The organism is Streptosporangium sp. NBC_01810, from assembly GCF_035917355.1.
Lineage (GTDB): Bacteria > Actinomycetota > Actinomycetes > Streptosporangiales > Streptosporangiaceae > Streptosporangium.
Map to the genome: position 1 here is coordinate 4,555,417 of NZ_CP109070.1, position 25,015 is coordinate 4,580,431.

23 protein-coding genes and 2 pseudogenes are annotated in these 25,015 nt (G+C 66.1%); 15 read left to right on the forward strand and 10 right to left on the reverse strand.

Annotated elements, in window-relative coordinates:
* Window positions 1-28 precede the first annotated feature (28 nt).
* Both OIE13_RS19720 and OIE13_RS19725 read right to left on the reverse strand, forming a co-directional pair.
* Window positions 29-316: an HNH endonuclease gene (locus tag OIE13_RS19720; RefSeq protein WP_326647013.1), complete on the reverse strand. Its 288-nt coding sequence runs from the start codon at window positions 314-316 to the stop codon at window positions 29-31.
* A gap of 164 nt (window positions 317-480) precedes the next feature.
* On the reverse strand, window positions 481-1,098 hold the full coding sequence (locus OIE13_RS19725; protein ID WP_326637706.1) for a DUF6461 domain-containing protein: 618 nt from the start codon (window positions 1,096-1,098) through the stop codon (window positions 481-483).
* Window positions 1,099-1,263: 165 nt separating this feature from the next.
* Between OIE13_RS19725 and OIE13_RS19730 the strand changes: the two genes are divergently transcribed.
* On the forward strand, window positions 1,264-1,482 hold the full coding sequence (locus OIE13_RS19730; RefSeq protein WP_326637704.1) for a hypothetical protein: 219 nt from the start codon (window positions 1,264-1,266) through the stop codon (window positions 1,480-1,482).
* Window positions 1,483-1,754: 272 nt separating this feature from the next.
* Window positions 1,755-1,967, forward strand: coding sequence for a hypothetical protein (locus tag OIE13_RS19735; RefSeq protein ID WP_326828518.1), 213 nt, complete (start codon window positions 1,755-1,757; stop codon window positions 1,965-1,967).
* A gap of 66 nt (window positions 1,968-2,033) precedes the next feature.
* Here the strand turns inward: OIE13_RS19735 and OIE13_RS19740 are convergent, their stop codons facing one another.
* A complete protein-coding gene (locus OIE13_RS19740; protein WP_326828440.1) occupies window positions 2,034-3,755 on the reverse strand; it encodes an IS1634 family transposase in 1,722 nt (573 codons plus the stop codon).
* A 279-nt stretch (window positions 3,756-4,034) separates the two neighbouring features.
* Here OIE13_RS19740 and OIE13_RS19745 point away from each other — a divergent pair, with 279 nt between their 5' ends.
* The 4 genes from OIE13_RS19745 to OIE13_RS19760 all read left to right on the forward strand — a co-directional run bounded on the left by OIE13_RS19745 (window position 4,035) and on the right by OIE13_RS19760 (window position 6,447).
* On the forward strand, window positions 4,035-4,997 hold the full coding sequence (locus OIE13_RS19745) for a hypothetical protein (protein WP_326828519.1): 963 nt from the start codon (window positions 4,035-4,037) through the stop codon (window positions 4,995-4,997).
* Between the two features lie 255 nt (window positions 4,998-5,252).
* Window positions 5,253-5,558: a hypothetical protein gene (locus OIE13_RS19750; protein ID WP_326637700.1), complete on the forward strand. Its 306-nt coding sequence runs from the start codon at window positions 5,253-5,255 to the stop codon at window positions 5,556-5,558.
* Window positions 5,559-5,581: 23 nt separating this feature from the next.
* Window positions 5,582-6,004 carry a helix-turn-helix domain-containing protein gene (locus OIE13_RS19755; protein ID WP_326637698.1) on the forward strand — a complete coding sequence of 141 codons (423 nt, stop codon included), beginning with the start codon at window positions 5,582-5,584 and terminating at the stop codon, window positions 6,002-6,004.
* Window positions 6,004-6,447, forward strand: coding sequence for a DUF6941 family protein (locus OIE13_RS19760; protein ID WP_326637697.1), 444 nt, complete (start codon window positions 6,004-6,006; stop codon window positions 6,445-6,447). The genes OIE13_RS19755 and OIE13_RS19760 overlap by 1 nt, the downstream gene beginning before the upstream one ends.
* A 191-nt stretch (window positions 6,448-6,638) precedes the next feature.
* Here OIE13_RS19760 and OIE13_RS19765 read toward each other — a convergent pair.
* Window positions 6,639-6,860 (reverse strand): annotated as a pseudogene (locus tag OIE13_RS19765) (transposase); the annotation flags it as partial.
* Window positions 6,861-7,478: 618 nt separating this feature from the next.
* Between OIE13_RS19765 and OIE13_RS19770 the strand changes: the two are divergent.
* From OIE13_RS19770 to OIE13_RS19780, 3 genes are all read left to right on the forward strand, one after another.
* On the forward strand, window positions 7,479-8,633 hold the full coding sequence (locus tag OIE13_RS19770; protein WP_326828520.1) for a pyridoxal phosphate-dependent aminotransferase: 1,155 nt from the start codon (window positions 7,479-7,481) through the stop codon (window positions 8,631-8,633).
* The gene (locus OIE13_RS19775; RefSeq protein WP_326828521.1) at window positions 8,630-9,511 is read left to right on the forward strand and encodes a PhzF family phenazine biosynthesis protein; all 882 of its coding nucleotides are present in this window, start codon (window positions 8,630-8,632) and stop codon (window positions 9,509-9,511) included. Before OIE13_RS19770 ends, OIE13_RS19775 begins: the two co-directional genes overlap by 4 nt.
* 92 nt (window positions 9,512-9,603) lie before the next feature.
* Window positions 9,604-11,016, forward strand: coding sequence for an aldehyde dehydrogenase family protein (locus OIE13_RS19780; protein ID WP_326828522.1), 1,413 nt, complete (start codon window positions 9,604-9,606; stop codon window positions 11,014-11,016).
* Window positions 11,017-11,126: 110 nt separating this feature from the next.
* Here OIE13_RS19780 and OIE13_RS19785 read toward each other — a convergent pair whose 3' ends face one another.
* The 3 genes from OIE13_RS19785 to OIE13_RS19795 all read right to left on the reverse strand — a co-directional run bounded on the left by OIE13_RS19785 (window position 11,127) and on the right by OIE13_RS19795 (window position 14,660).
* Complete coding sequence (locus OIE13_RS19785) at window positions 11,127-11,609, reverse strand: hypothetical protein (RefSeq protein ID WP_326828523.1); 483 nt, start codon at window positions 11,607-11,609, stop codon at window positions 11,127-11,129.
* 153 nt (window positions 11,610-11,762) lie between these two features.
* Complete coding sequence (locus tag OIE13_RS19790) at window positions 11,763-12,047, reverse strand: putative quinol monooxygenase (RefSeq protein ID WP_326828524.1); 285 nt, start codon at window positions 12,045-12,047, stop codon at window positions 11,763-11,765.
* A gap of 165 nt (window positions 12,048-12,212) precedes the next feature.
* Window positions 12,213-14,660, reverse strand: a complete 2,448-nt coding sequence (locus OIE13_RS19795; RefSeq protein WP_326828525.1) for a lamin tail domain-containing protein — start codon at window positions 14,658-14,660, stop codon at window positions 12,213-12,215.
* Window positions 14,661-15,190: 530 nt separating this feature from the next.
* On the opposite strand from OIE13_RS19795, the gene OIE13_RS19800 reads away from it, so the two are divergent.
* The gene (locus OIE13_RS19800) at window positions 15,191-16,102 is read left to right on the forward strand and encodes a helix-turn-helix domain-containing protein (RefSeq protein WP_326828526.1); all 912 of its coding nucleotides are present in this window, start codon (window positions 15,191-15,193) and stop codon (window positions 16,100-16,102) included.
* Window positions 16,103-16,292: 190 nt separating this feature from the next.
* On the opposite strand, the gene OIE13_RS19805 is transcribed toward OIE13_RS19800, so the two are convergent.
* Together OIE13_RS19805 and OIE13_RS19810 are read right to left on the reverse strand one after the other, a co-directional pair.
* Window positions 16,293-17,879: a plasmid pRiA4b ORF-3 family protein gene (locus OIE13_RS19805; RefSeq protein ID WP_326637684.1), complete on the reverse strand. Its 1,587-nt coding sequence runs from the start codon at window positions 17,877-17,879 to the stop codon at window positions 16,293-16,295.
* 630 nt (window positions 17,880-18,509) lie between these two features.
* Window positions 18,510-19,472, reverse strand: a complete 963-nt coding sequence (locus tag OIE13_RS19810) for a hypothetical protein (protein ID WP_326828527.1) — start codon at window positions 19,470-19,472, stop codon at window positions 18,510-18,512.
* Between the two features lie 433 nt (window positions 19,473-19,905).
* On the opposite strand from OIE13_RS19810, the gene OIE13_RS19815 reads away from it, so the two are divergent.
* Both OIE13_RS19815 and OIE13_RS19820 read left to right on the forward strand, forming a co-directional pair.
* Entirely contained in the window at window positions 19,906-20,157 is a 252-nt protein-coding gene (locus tag OIE13_RS19815) for an AbrB/MazE/SpoVT family DNA-binding domain-containing protein (RefSeq protein WP_326637681.1), read from the forward strand.
* A gap of 3 nt (window positions 20,158-20,160) precedes the next feature.
* On the forward strand, window positions 20,161-20,571 hold the full coding sequence (locus tag OIE13_RS19820; RefSeq protein ID WP_326828528.1) for a type II toxin-antitoxin system VapC family toxin: 411 nt from the start codon (window positions 20,161-20,163) through the stop codon (window positions 20,569-20,571).
* A gap of 242 nt (window positions 20,572-20,813) precedes the next feature.
* Here OIE13_RS19820 and OIE13_RS36750 read toward each other — a convergent pair.
* Window positions 20,814-21,278, reverse strand: a pseudogene (locus OIE13_RS36750) (hypothetical protein); the annotation flags it as partial.
* A 303-nt stretch (window positions 21,279-21,581) separates the two neighbouring features.
* Here OIE13_RS36750 and OIE13_RS19830 point away from each other — a divergent pair.
* The 3 genes from OIE13_RS19830 (at window position 21,582) to OIE13_RS19840 (ending at window position 25,011) form a co-directional block, all read left to right on the forward strand.
* On the forward strand, window positions 21,582-21,983 hold the full coding sequence (locus OIE13_RS19830; RefSeq protein ID WP_326637676.1) for a hypothetical protein: 402 nt from the start codon (window positions 21,582-21,584) through the stop codon (window positions 21,981-21,983).
* A 164-nt stretch (window positions 21,984-22,147) separates the two neighbouring features.
* Window positions 22,148-22,897: a TetR/AcrR family transcriptional regulator gene (locus tag OIE13_RS19835; RefSeq protein WP_326828529.1), complete on the forward strand. Its 750-nt coding sequence runs from the start codon at window positions 22,148-22,150 to the stop codon at window positions 22,895-22,897.
* Complete coding sequence (locus OIE13_RS19840; RefSeq protein ID WP_326828530.1) at window positions 22,894-25,011, forward strand: PEP/pyruvate-binding domain-containing protein; 2,118 nt, start codon at window positions 22,894-22,896, stop codon at window positions 25,009-25,011. Before OIE13_RS19835 ends, OIE13_RS19840 begins: the two co-directional genes overlap by 4 nt.
* Window positions 25,012-25,015: the final 4 nt, after the last annotated feature.

Sequence of the window (25,015 nt, forward strand, 5' to 3'; positions counted from 1 at the left end):
CCGACAGATTCTCAGGCTCGTTGCCGGTTCAGCCCCGCTCTGCGATGACCTTCCGGTGGTACGCCAGATGCTCCGGGTTGATCTCGTGGTTCGAAGCAAGCCTGAGTAGGCCCAGCGGAGTGCCGGACATCATGTCCATCACCGTGAGGTCAGCCTGGATGGTGAGCATTCCCCAGTCGAACAGAACATGGTGGTTAGGGCAGAGGCAGAGCAGGTTGTCGGGCTCGTCAGGGCCGTTGTGCGGCTTTCCGAGCGGGCGGATATGGGCTCCCTCGGCGTAGAAGTCTCGGTGGAGCGTGAGACGGTCGCCGCAGATCTGGCAGTGGTGGGTGAGACCTCTCGGACACCGACCGAAACCCTTACCTGGGCTACCCCTTCCTTGACTGGTGCGGTCAGTTGTCCTCCCGCCTCCAGCAGGTCACGGCAGAGGTCCTCCAGGACGGCCGGCCAACGGTGCACTCCTGCCCTGGGCGCGAGCCGTCAGGAGGTGGGTCTGATGCGTGAGTGCTGTGCCAGGAACCAGTCGGCGGCGATGTCGGTTTCCGTGATGCGTCCGATCAGCGCCAAGGCCGAGCTGATGCTCTCTGGATCCTCCACGGGATTGTCGAGGACGTCATCATCGCTGATCTGGAAGCGCAGTCCGTCCATCAGGTGATCGAGCGCGTGCGGGTCGTCGCCGGACCGCTTCCAGTTCTCGGGCGAGAGCGGGTCGAAGGAGACGACCGTGCGCCCGTCGCGGGCGTAGTCGAAGTAGGCGTTGTAGTTGATGTCCATGAGGAGGCCGAGAGCCTGACGGCCACCTTCGGTGACGGAGCGCAGGAACTCGCCGTGGCCATGCGCCGGCACGATGCCGATCCAGCCGTTGACCTCGGCCACCCAGCGGGATTCGTCGTCGATGGCGTGGTCGAGGATCTCGCTCAGGTAGCACGGGGTCCGAGTGGCGAGGTCCAGGTGGAAGGGCCGGGCGAGGGCGTTGAGGTCCGCGCCCTTGATCCACATGGCGCTGAATCCCAGCGCCCACAGGTCCATCTCGGCATCGAGTCCCTCGGTGAAGATGGTCGAGACCAGAAGGTCGTGCAGGTAGGTCGGTGACTGCATGGCCGCCTCTCGGAGGAGGGGGGATCTCGCAGGACACCCCGCACTGCGTGTCCGGACCCGCGTCCGGGGAGCATACATCTTGACCACCTGGGCGCACCGCGGCAAGGACAAGCCTCACCCAGGTCGGTCGACTGAGCTTGGTGCGGGCAGGCGGTTGGGATCGACATGATCGGCAAGATGGATCATGACGGCTTCGGGGTGCATTCCGAACGCTGTGGCGACGAGTTTGGCGTCCATGGTGTTGACCAGGTCGATCAGCCGGGTGGAGCTCGGGAGCTGTTCCGCGACCAGCCGGCCAAACTGCCCTTGGCCACCGACGTGCTCGACGAGCTGGAGATCGTGGTCTCCGAGCTGGTCACCAACGCCACCGCCTCCCCCCGGTAATGTCCCCGCTGTTCCGTGCGGCTTCCTTCAACCGGCGCTTGCGACTCGTACGGCTAACGGCGACTGAGTCAAAAAGAGCCAGCCCTTCTCCCTCGAATGTGGCTCTTCACGATCCAGGGGTAGCGTCAGGCACGTCGAGGTCTTCCGAATGGCGAGCGTGGGAACTTCCATCCTGGAAGACTCCGACGTGCCTACCCGCGAACCGCCACCTTCACTACGAAGAGTCCCCATCCATCGCAGGGCTCTCCCTGCCCACGCTTCAGGAGCCAACGATGGACAGCGAGATTCAGCTGATCAGTGACGGCGATGGCCTGGCTGTCATCGGGAGTCCGACGGCTGTCGAACGCTTCCTCGTCTCCGAGGGACTGCCGTCGAAGGACCTGGGGCTGCAACGGCTCACGCCTACCCTCAGTGCCGCGGCTGGAGCCGCACGGGCCTGCATTCCGCGTAATTCGGAGCGGCTAGAGCTCGAAAATGGCATCTGACCTGGGAAAACATACGGAGACACGCCGAGTGGGCGTGTCTCTAGGAGTTCGAGCACGGGTCCGAGGTCAGAAGGGGGTGGCTAGCTCGATGATCTGCTGAGGCGGGGTGATGCCGAGCTTGGCCAGCAGGTCACGTTGGACCTTGGTGGGCTCGGTGCGCTGACGGAAGCGGCCCGCGGGACCGTGGAAGGTACCGATCTGCAGACGGTTGAGGTGACGGCGGATGCCCATCCAGGTCTCACCGACGGTGTTTTCGATGATGCGGACCAGCAACAGGGCCAGCCAGCACAAGATGACGTGGGCGCGGATACGTTCCTCACGACGGTGGTAGACGGGCCGCAGATCGATGATCGACTTCATGTCACGCCAGCCGCGCTCGACCTCCAGAAGCTGCTTGTAGCCGACCGCGATGTCTTCGGCCGGCAGATGCGGGTCCGAGCAGCGCAGCAGGTACTTGCCGTCCAGGTTGGCCTCGGCGTTGATCGCGCGGGCGTTGATCCGCAGGCGTCCGCCGGGGGTGGTGCGCAGGTAACGGTTCAGCGCGGGCCTGGTGCTGATCTTCCCGCGTAGCTCGGCCCGTTTGATCGCGCTCAGCGTGTCGGAGCCGTCGATCAGCTCATGCAGTTGGGTGATGAGTTGCTCACGGACGTGGGCGTCGCGGGCGGCGGCCTCGGGGTTGTGGCAGATCACGAACCGTTCGTGTTCGCTGACCTTGACCTCTTTGATGCGCATGTTCGCGGCGATGTCGGCGTAGCGGCCCTGCCGCGACAACGCGGTGGTGATCTCAGGGGAGTCTGAGCGGAGTTTTTCGCCGATGATGTAGTGATGATCGCCTTGGCGTAGGTAGCGGCGATTGGCCGCGGAGGCGAATCCCCTGTCGGCCACCCACACAATTTTGGACAGGGTCCAGTCCCGCATGTCGTCCTTGACCTGCCGGATCAACGCTGAATCGGAGGTGTTGCCGGGCCATGACCATACCCGGACCGGGATGCCGGAGCGGGTGACGGCCATGCCGATGACGATCTGCGGCAGGTCATCGCGGGAGTCCTTGGACTTGCCGTAGGTGCGAAACCCGGTCCTGTCCTGCTCGTCGTTGAACTCGGATTCGGATTCGGCTCCGGGAAGGGGCAGGCCGCGCTCGTCACGAGCAATCGGCTCGTCGGCCTCGTCGAGTTCGAAGTAGGTGCTGGTGGTGTCGAAGAACAGCAGGTCCACCTCCAGATTGAGCAGGTTGGCGACCTGGTTGTAGACCTCGGCCTCCATTCGTTCGCGGACGTCGTGCAGCCAGTCCATGGCCCGGTAGCAGGCGTCGTCGCTGGTGGCTGCCAGGCCGTCGATGTGCACGTCGTTGCTGATCCAGTCGGCGGCGGCCAGTTTGGACGACGGCGCCAGGGCGCGGTTGGCGACCAGGGCGAACAACACCCGCTCGGCCGAGATGTCACGGGGCCGGCCGCGGCGGCCCTGCAGGAGCCGGATGAGGATCTGGTCGATGCCCAGTCGGTGCCATATCCGGTCCAGTGCGTAGGTGCCGCCGTAAGGGCGTGATTCTAGGAACGCCAGGTCCGAAGGTGTGGTGGTGGTCAGTGCTTCGGCCGGGTTCAGCAGGTTGGATAGAGACGCGACCAGCCGGGTGATCGCGGCCCGGTCGAGTCGGTCTTCCCGGCCGAAGCTGTGCAGGATTTTGGGCACGGAGCGGCCTGCGACCGGGTCCCACTCGTTGTGGGCCAGGTGCAGGTAGCGGACAGCCGTGCCGTTCTTGGTCTTCCGGCTGGTGGTCTTCACATACATCGTCTCTAGACGATACCCGCCCAAACCGGGATCTAACGGGGCAATTCACGTGGGCGTTTCTCTAGGCGATTTCGGGCTCCGACTCTAGCCTCACCCTTCTGAGCTGGAAGTTCATCCGTTCGGAGTCTCCAGTAGCCGCGAATTACGCGGAACTCAGGACGGGCAGGTTCCGAGATTGCCGCCAACTCGGGGCGCTGGGTAAAGCTGACCAGGGAGTCAGCACAGCTTGTCGACAAGTACGGGCTGAGGACGAGCTCGAAGACGGGTCTCAGCTCAGGTGTGCTGAAGGGGAACAATGGTCAGATCAAGGGATTCGTCGAATTCGTGAAGAGGCCTGGATCGCTTCCGACCAACCCGGCCCTTCTGGCTGGTGCCGCGGGGATCATGGCGCAACTTGCGATGCAACAGGCCATGGACGAGATCACCAACTATCTCGCCACGATCGATGAGAAAGTCGACGACGTGCTCCGCGCCCAGAAGGACGCTGTGTTGGCGGACATGGTCGGAGTGGACTTCGTCATCGAGGAGGCCACGACCGTCCGAGAGCATGTGGGCCGGGTCTCCGAGGTCACATGGTCGAAGGTTCAGGCCACGTCGATGACCATCGCGCGGACCCAGGCGTACGCGTTGCGTCAACTCGACGCACTCGCGGAGAAGGTGGAGCACAAGGCCAAGATCGGTGATCTCGCCAAGACGTCCAAGGAAGCCGAGTCCAAGGTTCAGGAGTGGCTCGCCGTTCTGGCTCGTTGTATCCAGCTGCAGGATGCGATCGCGGTGCTGGAACTCGACCGCGTGCTGGACGCGTCTCCGGAGGAGCTTGACCGGCATCGCCTCGGACTGAGGGCTGCCCGACAGAACCGGCTGGAACGCATCTCACGGAGCACCGAGCATCTGATGGCCCGCATGAATGCGGCCGCCGGCACGGCCAACACCAAAGTGCTGCTGCACCCGACCGCGTCCCGGACTGTGGTGCATTCGAGCAACCATGTCGCGACCGCCGTCGTTGACTTTCAAGGGCGGCTCGGGATCGAGCGCGGTCGGCAGTCATTGGAGGCGAGACGATGGGTGGACGCGGCTGCGGAGGTGAGGGACAAGGTGCTCGAAACAGGAACAGCGGGCGTCGATGCCGCCAGGCGCGTCGGTAACGAGACCCTCGACCGGGCCAGATCGGTGACGGACAAGCTTTCCAGCGGGATTGCCGAGCGAGCGCTCCGTCGGCGCGGGGACGATGAGGAAGGCTGAGTGAGCGGCGGCTGTCAGCCATGTGGGCTCTCCGGTTGGACTGGAGCAGGCGTAGAAACGGTCCCTCACCCAGACCGGGAAGTTCCGCTATTCAGGCGCTTCATGCCGGTGTGCGTCTGGTGCTGGAACTCCTGGTACATGGAGTGGATCGACCGAAGGGTGGCGATCAGATCCGGGATCTGCCCTCGGTGTCGCAGATCCGGCACCAGATCCGGATCTCTTCCTCGGTTCTATACCACAGCTTCTGGATCTGATGTGGTCAGCAAGGAGATCCGCGAGGTCTTGCAGGGCAAGCCGCCGAGGCTGGAGCTGGGGAGCCTCATGCAACGCATCGCGGATGGCGCGACGCTTCGACGCGACACCAAGCACCTGGGCAGAGGGCTACACGAGGCTCGGCTCAGCTACGAGACGAACGAGTACCGCCTGTACTACGCCGTCAACCCCCGGGGAGAACATGTCCTTCTCGGCCTCAAGTTCCACATGAAGGGAAGCTCTGGAGCTCAAGACCGAGCCATGGAAGTCGCTCGGGATCGGCTAGCCGAGTGGCGGGGCAGGATATAAGGTGAACCCGATATGAGGAGGTCATGATGGATCAGCACATCGCCGATCTGCTGGGCATCAATCTAGATGACCCTGCCGTGCGCCGGGAGAGCGCTGCCATTGAGCGTGACATGCAGCTGATCGAAGCCCTTGTTACGACGCGCAAGCAGCTCGGCCTCTCTCAGTCGGATGTGGCGAGCCGCATGGGGCGCAGCCAGCCGTCCGTTTCCGACTTCGAGCGCATCGGGGGAGATCCACATCTTTCCACGATTCGCCGGTACGCCCTGGCCGTCGGAGCCGAAGTTCGCCACACGGTCTGCGTGACCACTGCCAAGGAGCCCGCGACTCAGGCGCCTTCCTCACTCATAGTTCGCATGAAGGATGCCGGAGGAGAAACATCGACGGCAGCAGCGCAAAGTGGCACAACAGGCATCATGGCCGTCAATCTTACGCGAAGGAGCGCATAGTGCAGGCGTTCCTTCTACTATGCGATTCCGCTCAACCCGACCCGGTCACCGGAAAAATCCATATGCTTGGCGCAGGATGGTCGGTAACCGGTCCCGTTATTCCAGCCATGACGATTGCCGTCTTCCTTCGACTGTCCTGGAATGAAGCAAGTTCGCCGCACGAATTCAGCCTTTACCTGGTCGACGAGGACGGTAAACCAGTTACGACACCGTCCCCGGAAGGGGGCAGGCCAATTCAGTTCGGTGGGAGTGTCGGCCTGGACAAGGCAGCACAGACGGAAGTCGATGAAGTCCTACAGAAGACGGGCTTGCAAACCAGCTTTACGGTGAGCGTGCCGCCCCCGCCCTTGAATCCAGGCCATCACTACAAATGGATCTTCACCGTGAACGACGAAGAGCTATCCAGCGTTCCTTTCAGCGTACGACCGCTTCCAGAAGACTGATATCGCATCACAGGCCCGCCTACCCCACCCTGACCGCTTGCGGCACCCTGGCATGTTGCACTTCACCCGACATCGACGGCTGACCCGACTCGATTTGTGGTCAACGCCGGGGGAAGTAGGCGCTGAGCAACCTCGCGACGATCAGGGCACCGTGACAGCCTGCCTGAGGTTCCCCCCGTACGACAGCCACCGATGGCGTAAGCGCGTACGTCGTCGCGGACGGCCTCGGCGTCCCGGCGAGTGGTGCGCAGCAGGCGCTGCAGGGCTTGCGGGCCGCGCAGTCCGGCGTGTTCGGCGTGTTCGGCCAGGTTCCAGCAGTTCTTGCGGTCGATGTCGGCCGGCAAACCGCGGACGTAGGCGGTTACGGTACGGCGTGGCTCGATACGGCCGAAGCGGTGTGCGATCCGGTTCATCAGGTCGTTGAAGGTGGCCAGCCACCGGTCAGGATCTACGCTGTCGGCCACGGCCATCACGCGATCTTCAGGTGTCTTCACAAACTCTGAATGATCACGTGATGGCCGTCTTCATGTGACCTCAGCCAGGAAGATCGCGAAGTGTCACCGGAGTATTGGCCGGGTCGCGGGAGCACATCACCGACAGCTCCAAGCCGAGGCCTTCAACTCTGATCGTTGTCCGTAATACCTGCCGACCCCTGGGCCAGGTTTGTAGCGCAAGAACCGGCCTACCGGCCTTCCGGGGAAGGCTGCGGTGCACAGTCACGTCACGATGGAGACGCTGGAGCCAACACAGGATTGAGCACAAAATTGCGTGTGCTGACTATCTAGCACATTCCTACTGCTCTAACCGCACGCAATAGGCTGTCTTTCTCCGCCCTGACTCTTGCGGTTGCCATCGCTGCCGCACGACGCTGGCCAGGTAACGACGTACTTGGTGAGGAATGTTGTGGTGAGGGCCTTGTTGCGTAGCCGCACAGAGGTAAGCGTGGACCCATGGATGGCGGTCATGCGGTCGCGAAATCGAATCGCCGCGGCGGCAGGCGCCCCGGTCTGCGCGTGCTGGAGGCCACGTCCATGAGCGTCACGACCGGGAGATTCCCGCACAGCCAGATCATCTCGCTACTCGACGTCAATCGGCCGCTCAATCTGGCCGAGAGCACATCGCAGGACCTGACGGTCGGCGAACTCCTTGACCTGGCCGACATGGAGGCTATCCGAGGCTTGAAGCTCGGGTACGGCACCTCCGCAGGCGCCCTCGAACTTCGCGAGGCCATCGCCAAGGCGTGCCAAATCCCCGCCGAGCAGGTCCTCACGACACAAGGCACCGGGCACGGGCTCTTCCTGCTGGCGTTCGAGGCCTGCCGGCCGGGCGACGAGGCCGTCCTCACGACACCGTGCTTCCCGCCCAGCCGGGACTCCCTCATCGGCGCCGGAGTCAGCGTGCGCGAGGTCAAACTGTCGTTCGAGCGCGGATACCGGCTCGACCTGGACCAGATCGCAGCGGTCCTGTCGCCCAAGACCGCCATGGTGAGCATCGCCTCTCCGCAGAATCCGAGCGGAGTGCAGACCTCGCGGACCGAGGTCGAAGACCTCCTCGAGCTGATGGAGACACGCTCACCCGAAGCGGTGCTGTTCATCGACGAGACCTATCGGGAGGCGACCTACGGCGACCAGGTAGCCATGGACAGCTTCGCGGCGGTTGATCCTCGCATCATCACCGGGGCGTCGGTCTCCAAGGCGCTTGGTGCACCAGGGCTGCGGACCGGCTGGCTCACCGTGGCCGATCCCGGGCTGCGTTCGCGCCTGATCACGGCCAAGATGAACACCGTGATCTCGGGTGCGGTGCTCGACGAGGCACTTGCGTCCGCGCTCCTGCGCAACCGGGACAGGGTCCTGGCGCGGCGGCGCCCACTACTGGCCGGCGCCCTGGAAGAGCTGGCGACGTGGTGCGCCGGCGAACGCCACCGCATCGAGTGGGTGCGCCCGGACACCGGTGCACTGTGCTGCGTGCGCCTTCGAGCGGACGCGTTCAACGAGGCGGCGGTCTCTCGCTTCTGGGAGTTGTTGCCCGAACATGACCTGCAACTGGCATCGGGCACCTGGTTCGGCGAGAGCAGCCGCGTATTCCGGCTGGGCTTCGGCTACCTGCCGCCGCAGAAGCTGACCGCTGCGTTGACGGCTCTCACCACGGTTTTGAACGTTGTCACTGCCGAATCGAAACAGAAATGACAACGGCCTACGGCTACAAAGTGGTCGATGTCTTCACTCACGAACCGTTCCTTGGCAATCCCGTGGCGGTGGTGTTGAATGCCGACGACTTGACCACGGAAGCAATGCAGGACATTGCGAACTGGACCAACCTGTCCGAGACGGCATTCGTGCTCCAACCAACAACGGCGGAAGCAGACTATCGGCTGCGAATTTTCACACCGCGCAGCGAGCTTCCCTTTGCCGGACATCCCACTCTCGGCAGCGCGCACGCCGTCCTGGAAACCGGGCTCATCACTCCTCGACGAGAGGGCAGGCTGACCCAGGAATGCCTCATCGGCCGAGTTGAGCTGTCGGTCGCCGAGCAGGACGGGAACCGCTACCTTGCTTTTGCGCTGCCACCGGCCACGATCGAGCCGCTGCCCACGCCGGACTCCGCTGAGCTGGAACTCATCCTCGGCGGCAAGACGAGCACCAGGTGCGAGCCCGCGATCGTCAACGTCGGCCCCAGGTGGGTGATCGCGGACCTGAGCGACGCCGCAGCGGTACTCGACCTGCGGCCGGACCTCACCAGGCTGGCAGCCTTCGAACGCCGTCTCGGCATCACCGGCGTGACAGTCTTCGGTGCCCGCGACCACGAGGACGCGGCCATTGAGGTACGGACCTTCGCACCATCGTGCGGGGTACCCGAAGACCCTGTCTGTGGCAGTGGAAACGGCAGCGTCGCGGCCTTCCGATGGGAACGGGGGCTACTCCCACCGCAGGGAGTGGAATACGTCGCACATCAGGGCCGCCGCGTCGGTCGTGACGGGCTCGTCCGGGTGAGCGTTGATGCGCACGGAGGCATCCGCGTCGGCGGGGAATGTGTCACCTGCGTGGACGGCTCCCTGCGGGCATAACCCGCGAATGTCTTGGCGAATCCGAATTCTCAACTCTCAACACGCACGGAACTCCGCGCGCGAAACAACTGATCTGCCAAGGAGTTTCCGACATGGGAATGCGCCCATCCGATCCGGCTTCCTCGGAATCGATCCTGGTCACGAATCCATTCGATGGCAGCGAAGTCGGATCCGTCCCCTGTATCCATCCCGATGGAGCGCCCGAACTGATCTCCTCCGCACGGAATGGCGCACGGATCTGTCGCAGCCTGTCCCGGCAGGAAAGAGCCGGCATCCTACAGAACTGCGCATCGTTGATCGCCCGGGACGAGGAGGACTTTGCCCGGCTCATCGTCGCAGAAGCCGGAAAGACGATCAGACAAGCACGCAAGGAGGCTCAGCGTTGCGTCACCACGCTGGAGCTGTCGGCCGAGGAGGCCCGCCGCAACGTCGGCGAGCTGGTGCCTTTCCACGCCTACCCAGGCGGCCGGGGCCGACAGGGGTGGTTCACCCGTGAACCGCTGGGGATCATCGCCGCGATCACCCCGTACAATGACCCGCTCAACCTCGCCGCGCACAAGCTCGGGCCCGCGATCGCCGGCGGCAACGCGGTGCTTCTCAAGCCATCGGACCTTACTCCCCTTTCCGCCACCAAACTCGTAGAGTACCTGTACCAAGCCGGACTGCCATCCAGCGTCGTCACCCTCGCGACCGGTGGCCCGGCGTTGGGCGAGGCGCTCGTCTCATCGCGCGACGTCCGGATGGTCTCCTTCACCGGCGGCTTCGCCACCGGCGAGAAGATCGCCCGGACCGCCGGGCTGAAACGACTCGCGATGGATCTCGGCGGGAACGCACCCGTCATCGTCCTGGACGACTGCGACCTCGACGTGGCCGTCGAGTCGTGTGTCTCGGGGTCGTTCTGGGCGTCAGGACAGAACTGCGTCGGCACCCAACGCATTCTGATCCAGTCGTCCATCTACGAGCCGTTCAAGGAGAGGTTCGTAGCGGCCACCGAAGCCCTCACGGTGGGTGATCCGACCTCACCACTCACTGACGTCGGACCGATGATCACAAGACACGCAGCCGATCGAGCCAGAGCAGCGGTTGACGCAGCCCTCCGAGATGGCGCGAGGGTGCTGTGCGGCCACAGACAAGACGGCTCGATCTACGCCCCGACCGTGCTCGAAGGCGTGCGCCTGGACTGCGACCTGTGGCAGCAAGAAGCCTTCAGCCCCGTGGTCCTCCTGCAACCGGTCGACACACTCCAAGAAGCCATTTCACTTGCGAACATGCCCGATTACAGCCTGCACGCAGGCATTTTCACCAATGACCTGAGCGCAGCACTTCGCGCCGCCGACGAGCTCGAAGTCAGCGGCATCATGATCAACGATTCCTCCGACTACCGATTCGACGGTATGCCCTTCGGGGGCTTCAAGTACGGCAGCCTCGGCCGTGAAGGCGTGCGCTTCGCCTACGAGGAGATGACGCAGCCAAAAGTGGTGTGCATCCGGACGGACCACCAATGACAACGGCCAATCTCCACGACCCCTCATCCCCCGTTCACAACCACCCGGGAAGTGCATCTAGCTGAACCCCGCAGTCTTCGATGCGCCGAGCAGCTTGAGACCACCGCACCCTAGGGATCGCAGGGTTGGTCACGAGAGGGGCGACGAGCTTGAAGGACGAGGAAGCTTTCTGGGGCCTGGTGGAGGCGGCCTGGGCGCCGCTGGGAGTGGACGTCAATCAGGCACGACAGGCGCTGACACATCGGACGCCTGCCCCCGACGAGGACCTTCACGGCACGCCGCCGCTTGTCGTGGTCGAAGCCGCTCTGGAGGAGTTCCTGAGCAACCTCGGCTCCCTCAGCGAGGGGTTGTCGGCGGACGAACCGACGGACCTCGATCGGGTGGTCGAGACCAAGCTCTATGACATCGACCGCGCGGACATCCAAGCAGTCGCCGACGGTTCCGATGACGGTTTCCTCTATGCACGCGGCTTCATCGTCGCGCTGGGCCGCGACTTCTACGCCGCGGTGGCCGAGGATCCGAAGAAGGCGGTGCTGGATGCCGAGTGTGAGGAGATGTGTTACTTCTTCGCCCACCTGCACCACGAGCGCCATGGAGCTTTTCCGGACACCGGATCGAAAATCTCACGCGAGTCATGTTCGAACCCGGCCGGCCTAGCTGACCCGCCACCCGCGAGGCTCGCGTACGACATGGAGCCGCGCTCCGAAAAACCGAGCGACACCCGGCTCCTGCCGTCGACGGCCGGATCAGGCGGGGCCGGCTCCGGAGATCTGGTAGCGGGCCACCTCGGCGTCGCGAATCATCGCCGTCTGGTCGTCGCTCGGCCCGGAGGCTCGAAAGGCGCCGAGACTCTCCTCGGACTCCCAGCGCTCGTAGACGTTGATCCGATCGGCTTCGACGAGGTCGGCGCTGAGCGCGAAGTCGAGGCAGCCGACCGAGGCACGCGCCTGCTCGACCACGCCGACGCAGCCCCGCAGATAGGCGTCACGAGCACCGGGATCGACACTGATCCAACCCGAGATGATGATCACGCCGTCACTGTACGACCCGCCACCGACAGAATCGCCATCGCACAAGGTCAAGTGATCAGCACTCGACATCCTCACCGCTTTCCTGCCCTCGGTGGTTCGGGCGATGGAATGGGAAAAGCGCCCGTCCCCTTGAAACCGCCCAGGGGGCGGGCGCTTTTTGTGAGGTTACTCGTCTACCACCGGGCTGCCGGGGAGGCAGCGGGTGGGGAGGGGGTCCGCGCTGCAGCCGGTGAGGATGCGGATGATTTGGGGGTCGTGGTCGCTGGCCTGGTCGGAGAATTCGGCGTTGATGTGGACGACGCCGTAGGAGTAGCCCTTGATGGCGGGGCTGATGAGGATGTGGTCGAGGACCTGGGAGTTGCCGTCGAAGATGTAGCTGTAGCGCTGGTCGGCGGGGAGGGTGTCGATCAGGGTCTTGAGGAGGGTGCCGTTGCCGGTGATGGTCTGGATGGCAGGGCTGAACTGGTAGTCATTGAGGTCGCCAAGGACGACGACCCGGGCCTGGCCGGCGCTCTTGTCGGAGAGGTCCTTGACGAAGTCGTGGACCTCGGTGGCCTGCTTGACGCGCTGGACCTCGGAGCTCCGGACCGGGGGCTGCACGGCCGAGGTCAGCGGGGCGTCGCCGCCCTTGGAGTTGAAGTGGTTGGCGACGACGAACAGCTGCTTGTTGCCGTCGTAGAGGAACTCGCCGACGAGCGGCTTGCGGCTGGAGGCCCAGGCGTCGCTGGTCGGGTCGATCCGGCCGGGTGAGACCGACAGGGAGACCTGGTTGCTGGTCGGCCGCTCGCGGACGACGGAGACGGCCGTATCGGCGTCGCCGCCGGGACGGTCGACGAACGTCACGCGCGCGGGGTTGAACAGGAACACCTGGCGGATGTTGCCGCCGGGCTCGCCGCCGTCGGTGCCGTTGTTCGGGTCGATGGAGCGCCAGTCGTACGTGGGGCCGCCCGCGGCCTGGATCGCCGCGATGAACTTCGCGACGGTCTCGTCGGCCGCGACGACGCCGTTGTTGGTGGCGCCGTTGTTGTCCTGGATCTCCTCCAGGGCGAGGATGTCGGGCTTGCCGAGGTTGGTGACGACCGCCTCGGCCAGCCGCGCGAACTTGGCGGCCGGGTTGGTGGCGGCGAGGTTCTCGACGTTGTAGGTCGCGACGGACAGGTCACCCTGCTTCTTCGGCGGGAGCACCTTCTGGCGCTTGAGGCCGCCCTCGGTGATCGCGCCGAGCTCGGTGGCCTGCAGGACGTAACCGCCGAACGACTGGTAGTCGAGCGGTCCGGTGGTGCCGGCGGCCAGCGTGGAGCCGACGTTGGCGGCGGGCGCGCCGTTCAGTGAGAGGATCATCAGCCGGCCGCTGCTCAGGGCGTCGTAGCCCGGGTAGATGGAACCGCCGCGCGGGGTCGGGTTCTGGCCCGGCTTGAGCGTCACCCACAGCTCGGAGAACGCCGTGTTGACCGGGCTGATCAGGCGGGTGTCCTCGGCGACGGTGATCCGCATGCCCTCGTGGATCTCAAGCCAGTCCAGCACGTACGAGGACGGCTCCAGGGGCTGGGCCTCCAGGCTGCCGCTCTTGGTGTAGGCGTCGGGGAAGGCGACCGGGACGGCCGCCGGCAGCGCGTTGCCGCCGGTGAGCCTGATGGTGTTGATCGGGCCGCCGAGCTCGGTGAGGGTCTGCGCGCCGGCGGCCGGGCGGTACTCGGTGACGCGGCCGGTGACCAGGACGGAGTCCCCGATGACGACCGTCGGCGACGTCGATCCGGTGAAGACGAACAGGCCCTCGCTGGTCAGGGGGTCGGCGTCGGCGCTCGGGTCCTGGAACCAGAAACCGCGCGAGTTGCCCGTCACCCGGACGGCGGTGACGATGCCCGGGACGTTCGTGACGCTCTGCCCGACGATCGGGGAGATCCGGCCCGCGCCCTGGATGTCGTGGATGCGGGTGGTGCCGGGGGTCGGGTCGACGGGGCCGCCCGGGTCGCTCGCGCTCACCGTGGTGCCCGCGGAGTTGGTGGCCTTCGGCACGCCGGAGGTGAAGTCGACGGCGTTGTTGTCGGTGTCGGTCAGCGATCCGGAGCGGGCGATGGCCGTGGTGTTGGTGAGCGCGGGGGCGGCGAGCGTCTCGACGTTCGCGGTCGCGCCGTAACCGACCAGGTCCTTGACGTTCGGAGCGGTTGCGCAGGCGGTGCCGCAGCCCACCAGCGAGTACTGGGCCGTGACCAGGGCGACGACGCCGGAGGTGGCCGACATCGGGACCGTGCCAATGGCATCCGGAGTCGGCAGCGAGACGCTGCCGGCGGCGCCCGCGGCCTGCTGGATCAGGTACCTGCCGTGCGCGGGGATGCTCCCGGTCAGACTGGTGACCTGAAAGACGACGCCCGCGGCCGAGGCGTACTGGACGCTCCAGGCCGAGACGTCGATGGCGTTGTCGGTGAGGTTGGCCAGTTCGATGTAGTCGTTCTTGAAGATCGCTCCGGAGTTGCCGCCGCCGCCGTACACAGCGGAGATGACGACGTCGGAGGAGAGGGCGTTCGCGGTGCTGGGCAGTGCTGTCATGGTCGCCGCGACCACCAGCGGCAGACTCGCGGCCGCGATCAGCCGACGTATTCGGGGGGTTGCCACAGACGTTTACTCCTAGATCGATGGGGTCTACCCAGGAGCATGGTGCTACGTATGATCGCTGGAAAAGTAGCGTTATCGCCTATTTGCCTATTTGACGGAAATGTTCATTGACTCTTTCCGCGAGGTGTCAGCGCGATCCGGCCCTGGAAGAACGCCTTCCTGACCTGCCGGCAGCGCCTATGCGCGGGCTGACCAGCACCGAAGAACCTCAGCGAGCAAGAAGGGGTTGACGCGCCACCCCAGCGGCCGGTGAAAGCCGACGCCCACCCGAGCGCCTCGGAGGTTCACGCCATTCCGTTGGGCAGGGGGCCGCCCCTCGCCGAATACCAGTCAGGAGATGGGGCTGAACCGGATCGTGCGCTGAATCCTGTCCGGGCAGGCCAGCGCGGTACGGTGTCGCGATGGGCCTCTTCGGGACCTCGACCTGGCTCGGTGACCGTCAGAGGTTCGCGGCGACCAATGGCCATTGACCCGGGGAACCGCGCAATTCGGCTTGACTCTCCAGTGACTGGAGGGCTGATGCTGCTGTGGTGAACGACCGCGACCGACTGCTCACCATCGGACAGCTCGCTGACCGCACGGGCCTGTCGGTGCGTACGATCCGCTTCTGGTCCGACATCGGTGTCATCCCGCCGACGTGCCGGTCGGCGGGCGGCTTCCGCCTGTACGACATGGAGGCGGTGGCCCGGCTTGACCTGGTGCGAACGCTACGCGAACTGGGACTGGACCTCGACACCGTCCGACAGGTCCTTACCAGGCAGTGCACGGTGGCCGACGTCGCGCGAGCATATGTACGGGCGCTGGACACCCAGATCCGCTCCCTCCATCTGCGCCGGGCAGTGCTGCGGTCGATCGCCCAACAAGAAAGCACGACCGAGGAGATGATGCTCATGCACAAGTTGATCCGCCTGTCCGCTCAGGAACGGCAGCGAATGATCGACGACTTCGTCGACCGCACGTTCGACGGCATCGACCCACAGTCGCCAGGGGCCCACATCGCGACCTCGATGCGCCAGATCCCGGCAGAGCTGCCGGACGACCCCAGCCCGGAGCAGGTGGAGGCCTGGCTGGAGCTCGCCGAACTCGTGGGTGACGCCGGCTTCCAGGAACGCGTACGGCAGATGGCGGTGGCCGGTGCCACACCCGGCGACGAATCCGGGCCGCAGCCGTACGACCCCGCGCTGGTCCTTGAGCACGCCGGGAGAGCGGTGGCCGCCGGCATCAGCCCCGAGTCGGCCGAGGGCAGGGCGATCCTGGATCAGATCGTGGATCCGGCACTGCCCGCCGGAGACCGTGCCCGGGTGGCCGACCATATGGAGACGTTCACCGACCGCCGGGTGGAGCGTTACTGGCAGCTCGTGGGCGTGCTCAACGGCAGGCCGCCTTTTCCGCCCAGGGTCCCCGCCTTCGAATGGTTCATCGCCGCGCTGCGCGTATCCTGACCCGACCCCGACTTCAGCCGGACCACCCCAGGGGGGCGGGCTCCGTCCCGCCCCCGAGCGATTGCCGAAGATTGGTGGACGTGTCCGGCAACATGGCACCGCTACTGACGATCAAAGGTGAACGTTACCCGAAGGCTATCTATCGCTGCAGGTCAGCGGCATGATCGAGCGTCACGCCGAGCTTTCAGATTCAGTACGCGACTTCGGTCGACTCCAAACGCGCCGCCAGTCGCTTGTTGACGGCGTCCTGATCGAAAGGAACGGGGTCTTCGGGGTATTCGGGATTGTAGTCCTCGATCGGGTTGTCCCCCCTGCCGCCCACGCAGACCGGGCGGGTGACTTCGTCATGGATCTTCTCCAGGACGATCTCGTGCTTCCAGCAGTCACCGAGGTCGTAAATATAGGTGATCTTCGAGCGGAGTGACGGAAGCGCCCGGTTGATCCGGTAGGCGTACTCGTCGCCGCACTCCTCCAGCCCGTGGAAGGGATCGGCGTACCTGCGTTTGGCGGTCTCGAACACGTGCAGGTGATCGTCACCCCAGCCGAACAGGACACGGATCACTTCGTGCAGGTCTCCCAGGGTGAGGTTCTCGGGGACCAGAACGCGCCGCCACAACCCGCCGTACAGAGAGATCTTGAGCTGGTGGGCGGGAATCGGCGGCGGGGTGGGCGGCAGCGCGGCCAGCAGCCCGGCGGCATCGGGATGGCCGCTGTCGCGTACGGCGTCGCGGGCGTCTCCGTCGGCCACGTCACGAAGGATGTACCAGGCGTCGGTCACGCCGTGGCGCTCCAGCGCGGCCAGGGCATGGTCGATCGCGATCCACCACAGGTCCCTCTGCGCGAGGACGGGTCCATCGTCCAGGTCGGCGAGAGCGGACCGGGCATGCGCGCCGAGCACGGGATGCTCGCGCACTTCGCGCCAGAGTGGCAGGGCGTACTCGCCGCGTTCGCCGATCACCTCGACGGCGCTGATCCGTCCGGCAGGGGTGGCGTCCGCGGCGGCCCACAGCAGCTCCCGAAAGGCGTCACGCGTGGAATCGGCCCGGAACGGGTCGATGTCGAGCCAGCGCCACACCGGTTCCCAGATCTCCTCCTCGGGCAGGGCGGCCAGCAAGCGCAGCACCTCAGCGGCGGGCAGGTCCTTGGTGATCGGCGGCGGGACCCGACGGCCGAGTTCGGCCCGCGCGTACTCCCCCAGAGGTGTGAGCGCCATGTGCCGGTCGAGCGCGCCGAAGTCGCGCAGGATCTCGACGATCCGATCAACGGGATGCACCATGACCTCTTCGGCCAGGTAGGGGGCGTACCTGTCCCAGTCACCGCGCTGCACCATCACCTCGGCGATCACCTGGCGCAACGCCTGTCCGAACGGCGGCGGCTCGGTGGCCATCGCGGTGAGCGTCGCCTGGCAGACGATGCGCGAGTCGGCGTCACATGGATCGGTCACCTGCGCCTGGAGCACCCGTTCCAGCGCCACGAACCACGACTGCGGGGTCGGCTCCGCCGGTGTCTCCACTCGTACGGCGCGGCTGCCAGAGATCGTGATGAGTCCGGCGGCCAGTGCGGTCACCCACGGACGATGGACTGCGGCGATGTCGCCGGCCCGCCGGACCTTGGCCGGGCACGGCACACCCAGAGTCTTGGCGGCCTGCGGGACCAGTGCGGGTTTGAGCGCACCACCAGGGGTGACCGCCCGTCCGGCCCCCACCCAGACGGAAAGCGCGCGGGCGGCGGCGAACGCGTCGCAATGACAGATATCAAGAGGGAGCTGCGCCGCCATACGCGTCAGCTTATAAGGCCAAGCCCCGTCCATGATGGGCGTATCCGGCCAGGTGGCGATGTGAACCGCGACGAGTCCACATCTCGCCGGCGACACCTCCGGCCGCGCCGGCGTGCTCCCCGCTGCCGTGCCACTCGACGAAACCGTGCACGCGTAGTATCCGGTCGATCCGCCGGCGCAGCCCCGCACTCGGGTGCGGCAGCGGCGCCGGACTTTTAATCCGTAGGTTCAGGGTTCGAATCTCTGGCGCCCCACCACTTATGACCCGATTTGACCGGGGACTTTGTCCCGGTTTGGGGCCTCGGCGGCGAGGCGAGATCGGCCGTGGTTGCTCGGCGGTTGCTCATTGGCACATCCCGGCGCTGGGTGAAGATCGCTAAGGACGCTCACGTCAAGCCGGACCCATCTGACCACCACGAAGCACTCCCAAAAAGCGGCCTACGAGCTCTGCTCACTCCCGAACGGGCCGTCTAACGGCCAAGTCTTGGTCAATACGCCGAGGTCGGGGGGAACTTCGTCCAGGCTGGCAGCCGCTCATCGGCTGCCCGGCCCGAGGACCCGGTCGTACGGCGGGCCGTTCCCGGCAACGGGCACAACTGCTCCAGCCGGGGCGCCGCCTCTCTCAGCTGACTATGCTCGCACCCGCTCGACCAGCGCCTTGTGGAGGAGGATCTCTTCGAAGGTGGCCCAGCGATATCCGGGACGGATGACGCTCACCGGCGTTCCGGGCTCCGGTGCGCCGACCAGAGGGGCGTGCAGCGCGGGGTCGAAGCCGTATTCCTCGCCCACCGTGCCGATGGGGTGCAGCGCCTGTCCCGCGACGAGGCTTCGCACCCGCTCGACAACGATCTCCGGGGCGGTCCTGCCGATCACCATTTCCTCGATCTCGGCTGCGAGATCGGCAAGCGCGCGCACGACATCGATCTGAAGCTGACGCTTCTGGGCGGTGCGGAGTTCGATCGCCCTGTCGTTCGCGCTCCGCAGGTCCCGTTCCAGACGTTCGCAACGCTCGGCGAGCACCCGTACCCGGTCTTCTGCCGCCTCTGCCAAGTCGGCCGCAGCCTCGTCGTCCTTCCGGATCGGCGCAGGCGTCTCCGGCCCGGTCACATCCTCGCCGACTTCGGTCGGAGGAGCCGTGGGAATCTCCGGAACCGCAGAAACCGCAGAAACCGCCTCAGGAGCTGTAGAAGGAACCGCAGGAACCACCAGGGAAGCCTCAGGAGCTGTAGAAGCCGGAGTATCCATCACGTCGACTTCAGCCGGAGGAGCGATCATATCCTCAGTCGGACTCGGCTGCGCCCATCTGTATGTGTTTGCCCTGATGCGCACGTCGTCACGCTTGGACAGTTTCGCCTGCACGCTCTTCCACGTTCGGTCCACGACCGCCGGCTCCAGGCCAAGCTCGACGAGAAGCTCCTTGATGGCCGGAGCCTTGAGCCCTTTCCGGCTCTCGCGAAGGAGTTCCAAGACCACGGTGACAGGATCGGAGGTGAACCGCTCGATGAGGACGGGCAGGTTCATCAGGAACTGATGCCGCCGGGTGCCGACGACGGCCAGCAGATTCTCACCGCCGAGCCGTACATTCTCCTCCACCACTCCATCGTCGTCCCACTGGACCTTCGCGAGGGTTCCGGTGCGTGAAAGCACTGCCCCGGCACGGAGTCGCTCATCCGGACCCTGCGGCCTGCGCACCACGACTTCAGTTCGATCCACGATAGTCACTGTAGGGGCATCGACTCGGCGTCGCCGTCGCACGGTAGGTCCAACGCTCGAAGGGCTCGCGTGTCGCCCTTGGGTGTTCTGGGTGATCAACCAGAATCGGCCCATCGACGGGGCCTGGCGAGCCCGGGGCCGAGGTCAGGTGGGGGCGGCCCTCCAACAAGATCAAGACGCACCTCATGCCCGTGCTGCTTGACGGCCTTCCGCATCAGAGGCGCCTGACAGACACGCGGTGACTTTCTGAAACCAATCGCATGCCATGCGTCACACCGTTTGGCCTTTACTTGTGATGGCTACAGTAAAGGTTATGGAGCACGGCAAGAGAACACGTGCCAGGCGTACGGGGCCGGCACGTATCTCCAGCAAGAACCAGGTGACCTTGCCGGCGGCGGTCCTGCGCACGCTCGGTCTTCACCCGGGAGACCTGGTTGACATCGCCGAAGAGGGCGGCCAGATCGTCATCCGGCGACACCGCAGCCGTCTCGACCGGGTGATCGGCACCATCCCCGGCTTCACCGAGGCCGTGGACGTCGAGGCGAGCCGCGAGAGCTGGAGATGACGGGTGCCGACCGTGATGCTCGACACCAACGTCATCGCCGGCCTGCTCAATCCCGACGACGCGCTGCACAGCCATGCCTGTGACACCGTTCGCCGCCGGGAGGACAAGGCGGCCTCGTTCGCCATCTCCGTGATCACCTGGAGCGAACTGCGGGTGGGCGCGGTCCGCAAGGGTGTCGCGGCCGAGAAGATGCTTGAGGCATTCCGTGCCGCCGTCATCGACCGGATCGTCGAGGTGGACGAGACGACGGCCGAGAGCGCGGCCCTGCTCAGGGCCGCGGACCTGACAATCCGAGTACCGGACGCCCTCATCATCGCGACCGCCCGTGCGGTAGGGGCCGACGCGCTGCTCACCGCGGACCGGAAATTCCCGGGCATCGCCCCGGAACTCGTCGAACTGCTACGGCCGGGCTGATCCGATAGACCGTCCGCCATCGCCCGATGTCGGTCGTACGACCCCACTCTGGTCCTTGAGCAAGCCGGGAGAGCGGTGGCCGCCGGCATCAGCCCAGAGCCGAGGTCGGGCAGGGGCGATCCTCCGGCAAGGTCAAGCCGCACCTCATGCCTGTGCTGCTTGACGGCCTCCCGCACCGGAGACGTCTGACAAGTGAGATCGCGCAACTGTCCTGCCGACCATTGTCCGTAGTCGGCCAGGACCGCGTTCACGATCTCCGCGAACTCGGCATCGATGTCCGTCTGAGGAGCATCCACAAGATGGATGAGGCATTCCCGGTGACCGGCGAAAGGATCGGTTGTCTCTTCCACCCGGATGATGCCCGCCTCGCGAAGATCTCGCTCGATCTCGGCGAGGCGCAGACTATGCGGGCCATGGTGGCGCCATCTCCACTCGACGCCCGAGCCGGGAGGAAGTCCGCGCTCGACAGCACGTAGATCAGCAAGGTAGAGAAGTTTTGTGAGCTTGGTGCGGTTGATTCGCACACCACGAGAACGGGCCATCGCCAGAAGATAGGCAACGGCCGCGGCCGGACCACGAAGGGTCACAGTGGTCGTCACACTGCTCAGTGTAGGTGCGGTGTTGTCTATGACAAGCACTCTCACAAGCCCATCTGATCGAATACATGTCCCCTGTTGCCGGGATCGCGCAATGAGGCTAGACGACATCGCCGCAGCTCGACAGCCAGATGGCTTGATTCGATGGCTATAACGATTACTCAGATGACCTCAGATTCCTCAATATCCGGTCATTCCTTCAAGCTCGCCGCAGAGTAAATTGCCGTATCGGCCCTAAAATGTCCGCGAAACCAAGAATCATCCTTGATGAGGCTGTTCACGTCGTCGTTGGGTTCACCAGGTGATGCGGTCCGAGGGCGACGGCCGGTGGAAGGGGGGGCAGGCGGGTCGGCCGGGCGGGCGCGGAGGGACTGGAGCAGCAGGGCCACCAGCCGGCGAGCGATCCGGCGCCCAATGCCGAAGAGGGCCCGGCCGTCGGCCGTCGCGTGCGTTTCCACCGTCACCCGAGACGCGCTGCCCACCTGGACGAGGCCAGGGTTCAGCGATGACGGCTCGGGCGTGCCCCACGTGTTCAGCGAGCACGGCGACATCATCGCCGTGCTGTTCGGCTATCCGCTGGCGGCCTCCACCGATCCTGACGTCACGAACAAGATTCTCTGGGTCTCGCGGCTGCCGCAGCAGCCGATGCGGCCGCTGACCATCAAAGCGATGCTGGACGGGACGACGACGGCGGTGGTCCGCGAGATCGACGGAGGCCCGGGGCCTTCATCGGTCAACCTGCCCAGGACGGGATGCTGGCGTCTGACGTTGAACTGGTCCGGACACAGCGACGCCATCACGCTCAGGTTCACCTGACCGACGAAGGGTCGCCGCACTGCGCGTATTCCCGATCTGACCCCGGCTTCAGCCGGGCCACCCCGAGGGAAGGGCATGCTCGCCCACCCCTTCCCGGCGATGTACCATCAATTAAATGACCAGATAAGCTCATACGGTCAAATTTTTGGGAAATGGTGGGGATCGTGGAGTCACGGACCAGAAGGGTGGGGCGGCCGCCGCAGGACGCCTCGCAGCGGCTCGCCCGAGCGCACCACATCCTGGACATCGCCGGCGACCTCGTCCTGCGCTGGGGGTACGACAAGACCACCGTCGAGGACATCGCCCGGCAGGCCGGGGTCGCCAAGGGCACGATCTACCTGCACTGGAAGACCCGCGAGGAGCTGTTCACCGCGCTGCTGCGCCGCGAGCGGGTCGAGATGATCACCGAGGTGCGCAGGCGGATCGGAGAAGGCCCCGCCACTCTCCGAGAGCTGCTCAGGCTGCTCGCCTCCGAGATCCTGGGCAGGCCCCTGATTCGGGCGAGTGTCCTGGGCGACTCGGAGGTGCTGGGCAGGCTCACCCGCCAGAAGCGGGACCGTCCGGCGGGCGCCGAGCTGGGCGGCGGCTTCCCGGGCTACTTCGGCACGCTGCTGGAACACGGCGCCCTGCGGAGCGACCTGTCGCCCGCCGAGCACGTGACCACGCTCGTCTCCGTCCTGTACGGGTTCCTGAGCGTCTCGCCGATGATGCCGGCCGGATATCGGCCGGCCGACGAGCGCCTGGCGGAGCTGATCGCCGACGCCGGCGGCAGGGCGCTGGAGCCCGGCGGCCCGGTCCCGGCCGCCGACGCCCGCGCGGTGGCGCGGGCCACCCTGGAGTACGTCGACGCCGCCGTGGAGACCGCGCAGCGGAAACTGCGCGTCTCCCTTGGCACTGAGGAGAGTACGCCTTGAAGACCCTCCCCCTTGACGACGAAGCCGCCGACCTCGCCCTGGCGGGCGGCAAGGGGGCCTCGCTGGCCCGGCTGGCCCGCGCGGGCCTGCCGGTTCCCGGGAGCTTCCACGTCACCACCGACGCCTACCTCGACTTCGTCTCGCGCGACGGCCTGAACGACCAGATCATGGCGGCCGTATCGGGGATGCCCCCCGAGGAGGCGTCCCGGCACATCGCCGCGCTGTTCGCCGCCCGGCAGATGCCCGCGGAGACCGCCGCCGAGATCCGCGCGGCCCACGCGAGGCTCGGCGCGAACGTACCGGTCGCCGTGCGCTCGTCGGCCACCTCCGAGGATCTTCCCGACATGTCGTTCGCCGGTCAGCAGGACACCTACCTCAACGTCCGCGCCGACGCCCTGCCGGACGCGGTCAGTCGCTGCTGGGCCTCGCTGTGGACCGCGCGTGCCATCGCCTACCGGGCGGCGAACGGCGTACCGCACGACGGCGTGGCGCTGGCCGTGGTGGTGCAGGAGCTGGTGGAGGCCGACGCGGCGGGCGTCCTGTTCACCGCGAACCCGCTCACCGGCGCGCGCGACCAGGTCGTGATCAATGCCTCCTGGGGGCTGGGCGAGGCCCTCGTGGGCGGGCAGGTGACGCCCGACACCGTCGTCGTCGGCAAAGCGGCCGGAGCCGACGGGGAGATAGCCGAGGAGCACATCGGCGACAAGACCGTCATGACGGTCCGCACGCCCGGCGGCACGCGTGCGGAACCCGTGCCCGAGGAACTGCGCCGCCGTCGCGTGCTCGACCGCGAGCAGGCCCTGCTGCTCGCCCGGCTCGCGACGGAGATCGAGAAGCTGTACGGGACGGCCATGGACGTGGAGTGGGCCAGGCGCGACGGGGCGTTCCTCGTCCTGCAGGCCCGCCCGATCACCCGGCTCAGGCAGCGGGTCGAGGAGTGGAACGACAGCCTGACCGGTGACTACCTGTGGACCGGCACCAACCTCCGCGAGGCCATCCCTGACGTGATGACGCCGTGTACCTGGTCGCTGGTGCAGATCTTCATCGGCGAGGCGATGTCGGCGTCGAAGATGCCCGGTTTCAGCGTGGTCGGCAACATCGGCGGCCGCTTCTACATGAACCTGAGCATCGCGTTCTCGGTGGCGCGGGCCATGGGCATGCAGAGCAGGCTCGGCGCGATCGAGCAGGTCTTCGGCAAGCTGCCGCCCGGCCTGGACGTGCCGCTGCTGCCGATCTCGCGCTGGCAGATCGTCAAGGGCGTGCTGCCGCTCGCCTTCACCCTGCGCAGGCGGGTGGCGGTCAACACCGGGAGGATGCGCCCCTTCCTGGCCACGGCGCGGGAGCGCTGCACGGCCCTGCGCGAGCGGACCGCCGCCACCGCGACCACCGACGAGCTGGTCCGGCTCTGGGAGGCCGAGCTGCTGCCGTACTTCGTGGAGGCCTGCCAGGTCCTGGAGGCCGCCGGGCGCCAGGGCGGCAACGCCCTGGTCATGACCCGCGACAGGCTGCGCGAGCTCGTGGGTGAGCGTGACGCCCAGGCCATGCTCACCGGCGCCAACACCGACGGGGCACTGGCCAGTCTCGAAACGATCATCGGCCTGGAGAGGCTCGCCGCGAAGGAGATCGACCGGGAGACGTTCGCCGGGGTCTACGGGCACCGGGGCGCGCACGAGTTCGAGGTCTCGATCGCCCGTCCCGGCGAGGACCCGAGGTGGATCGACGCGCAGCTCGCGGCCATGCCCGAAACCCGGGGACACGCCGGCACGCTGCTCGACCGGCAGCGGGAGGCGCGCGAGGCGGCCTGGAGGCGCTTCGGAGAGCGCCATCCCGGCAAGGTGGCGAAGACGCGAGAGCGGGTGGCGCGGTGGAACGCGATCGTCCGCGACCGGGAGACGGCCCGCTCGGAGGTGATGCGCGCCTTCTGGGCGTTGCGCGCCTTCGTCCTGCGGGCCGGGAAGCTCACCGGCCACGGTGACGACCTGTTCTTCCTGCGGATCGAGGAGATCCCGGCCGTGGTCGGCACCGGCAACGCGACCATGCGCCTGCGCGACGGCGACCGGATCCGGGTCGACGGCGAGCGCGGCACGGTCGAACTGCTGGCGCCGCATCCGTGATCTC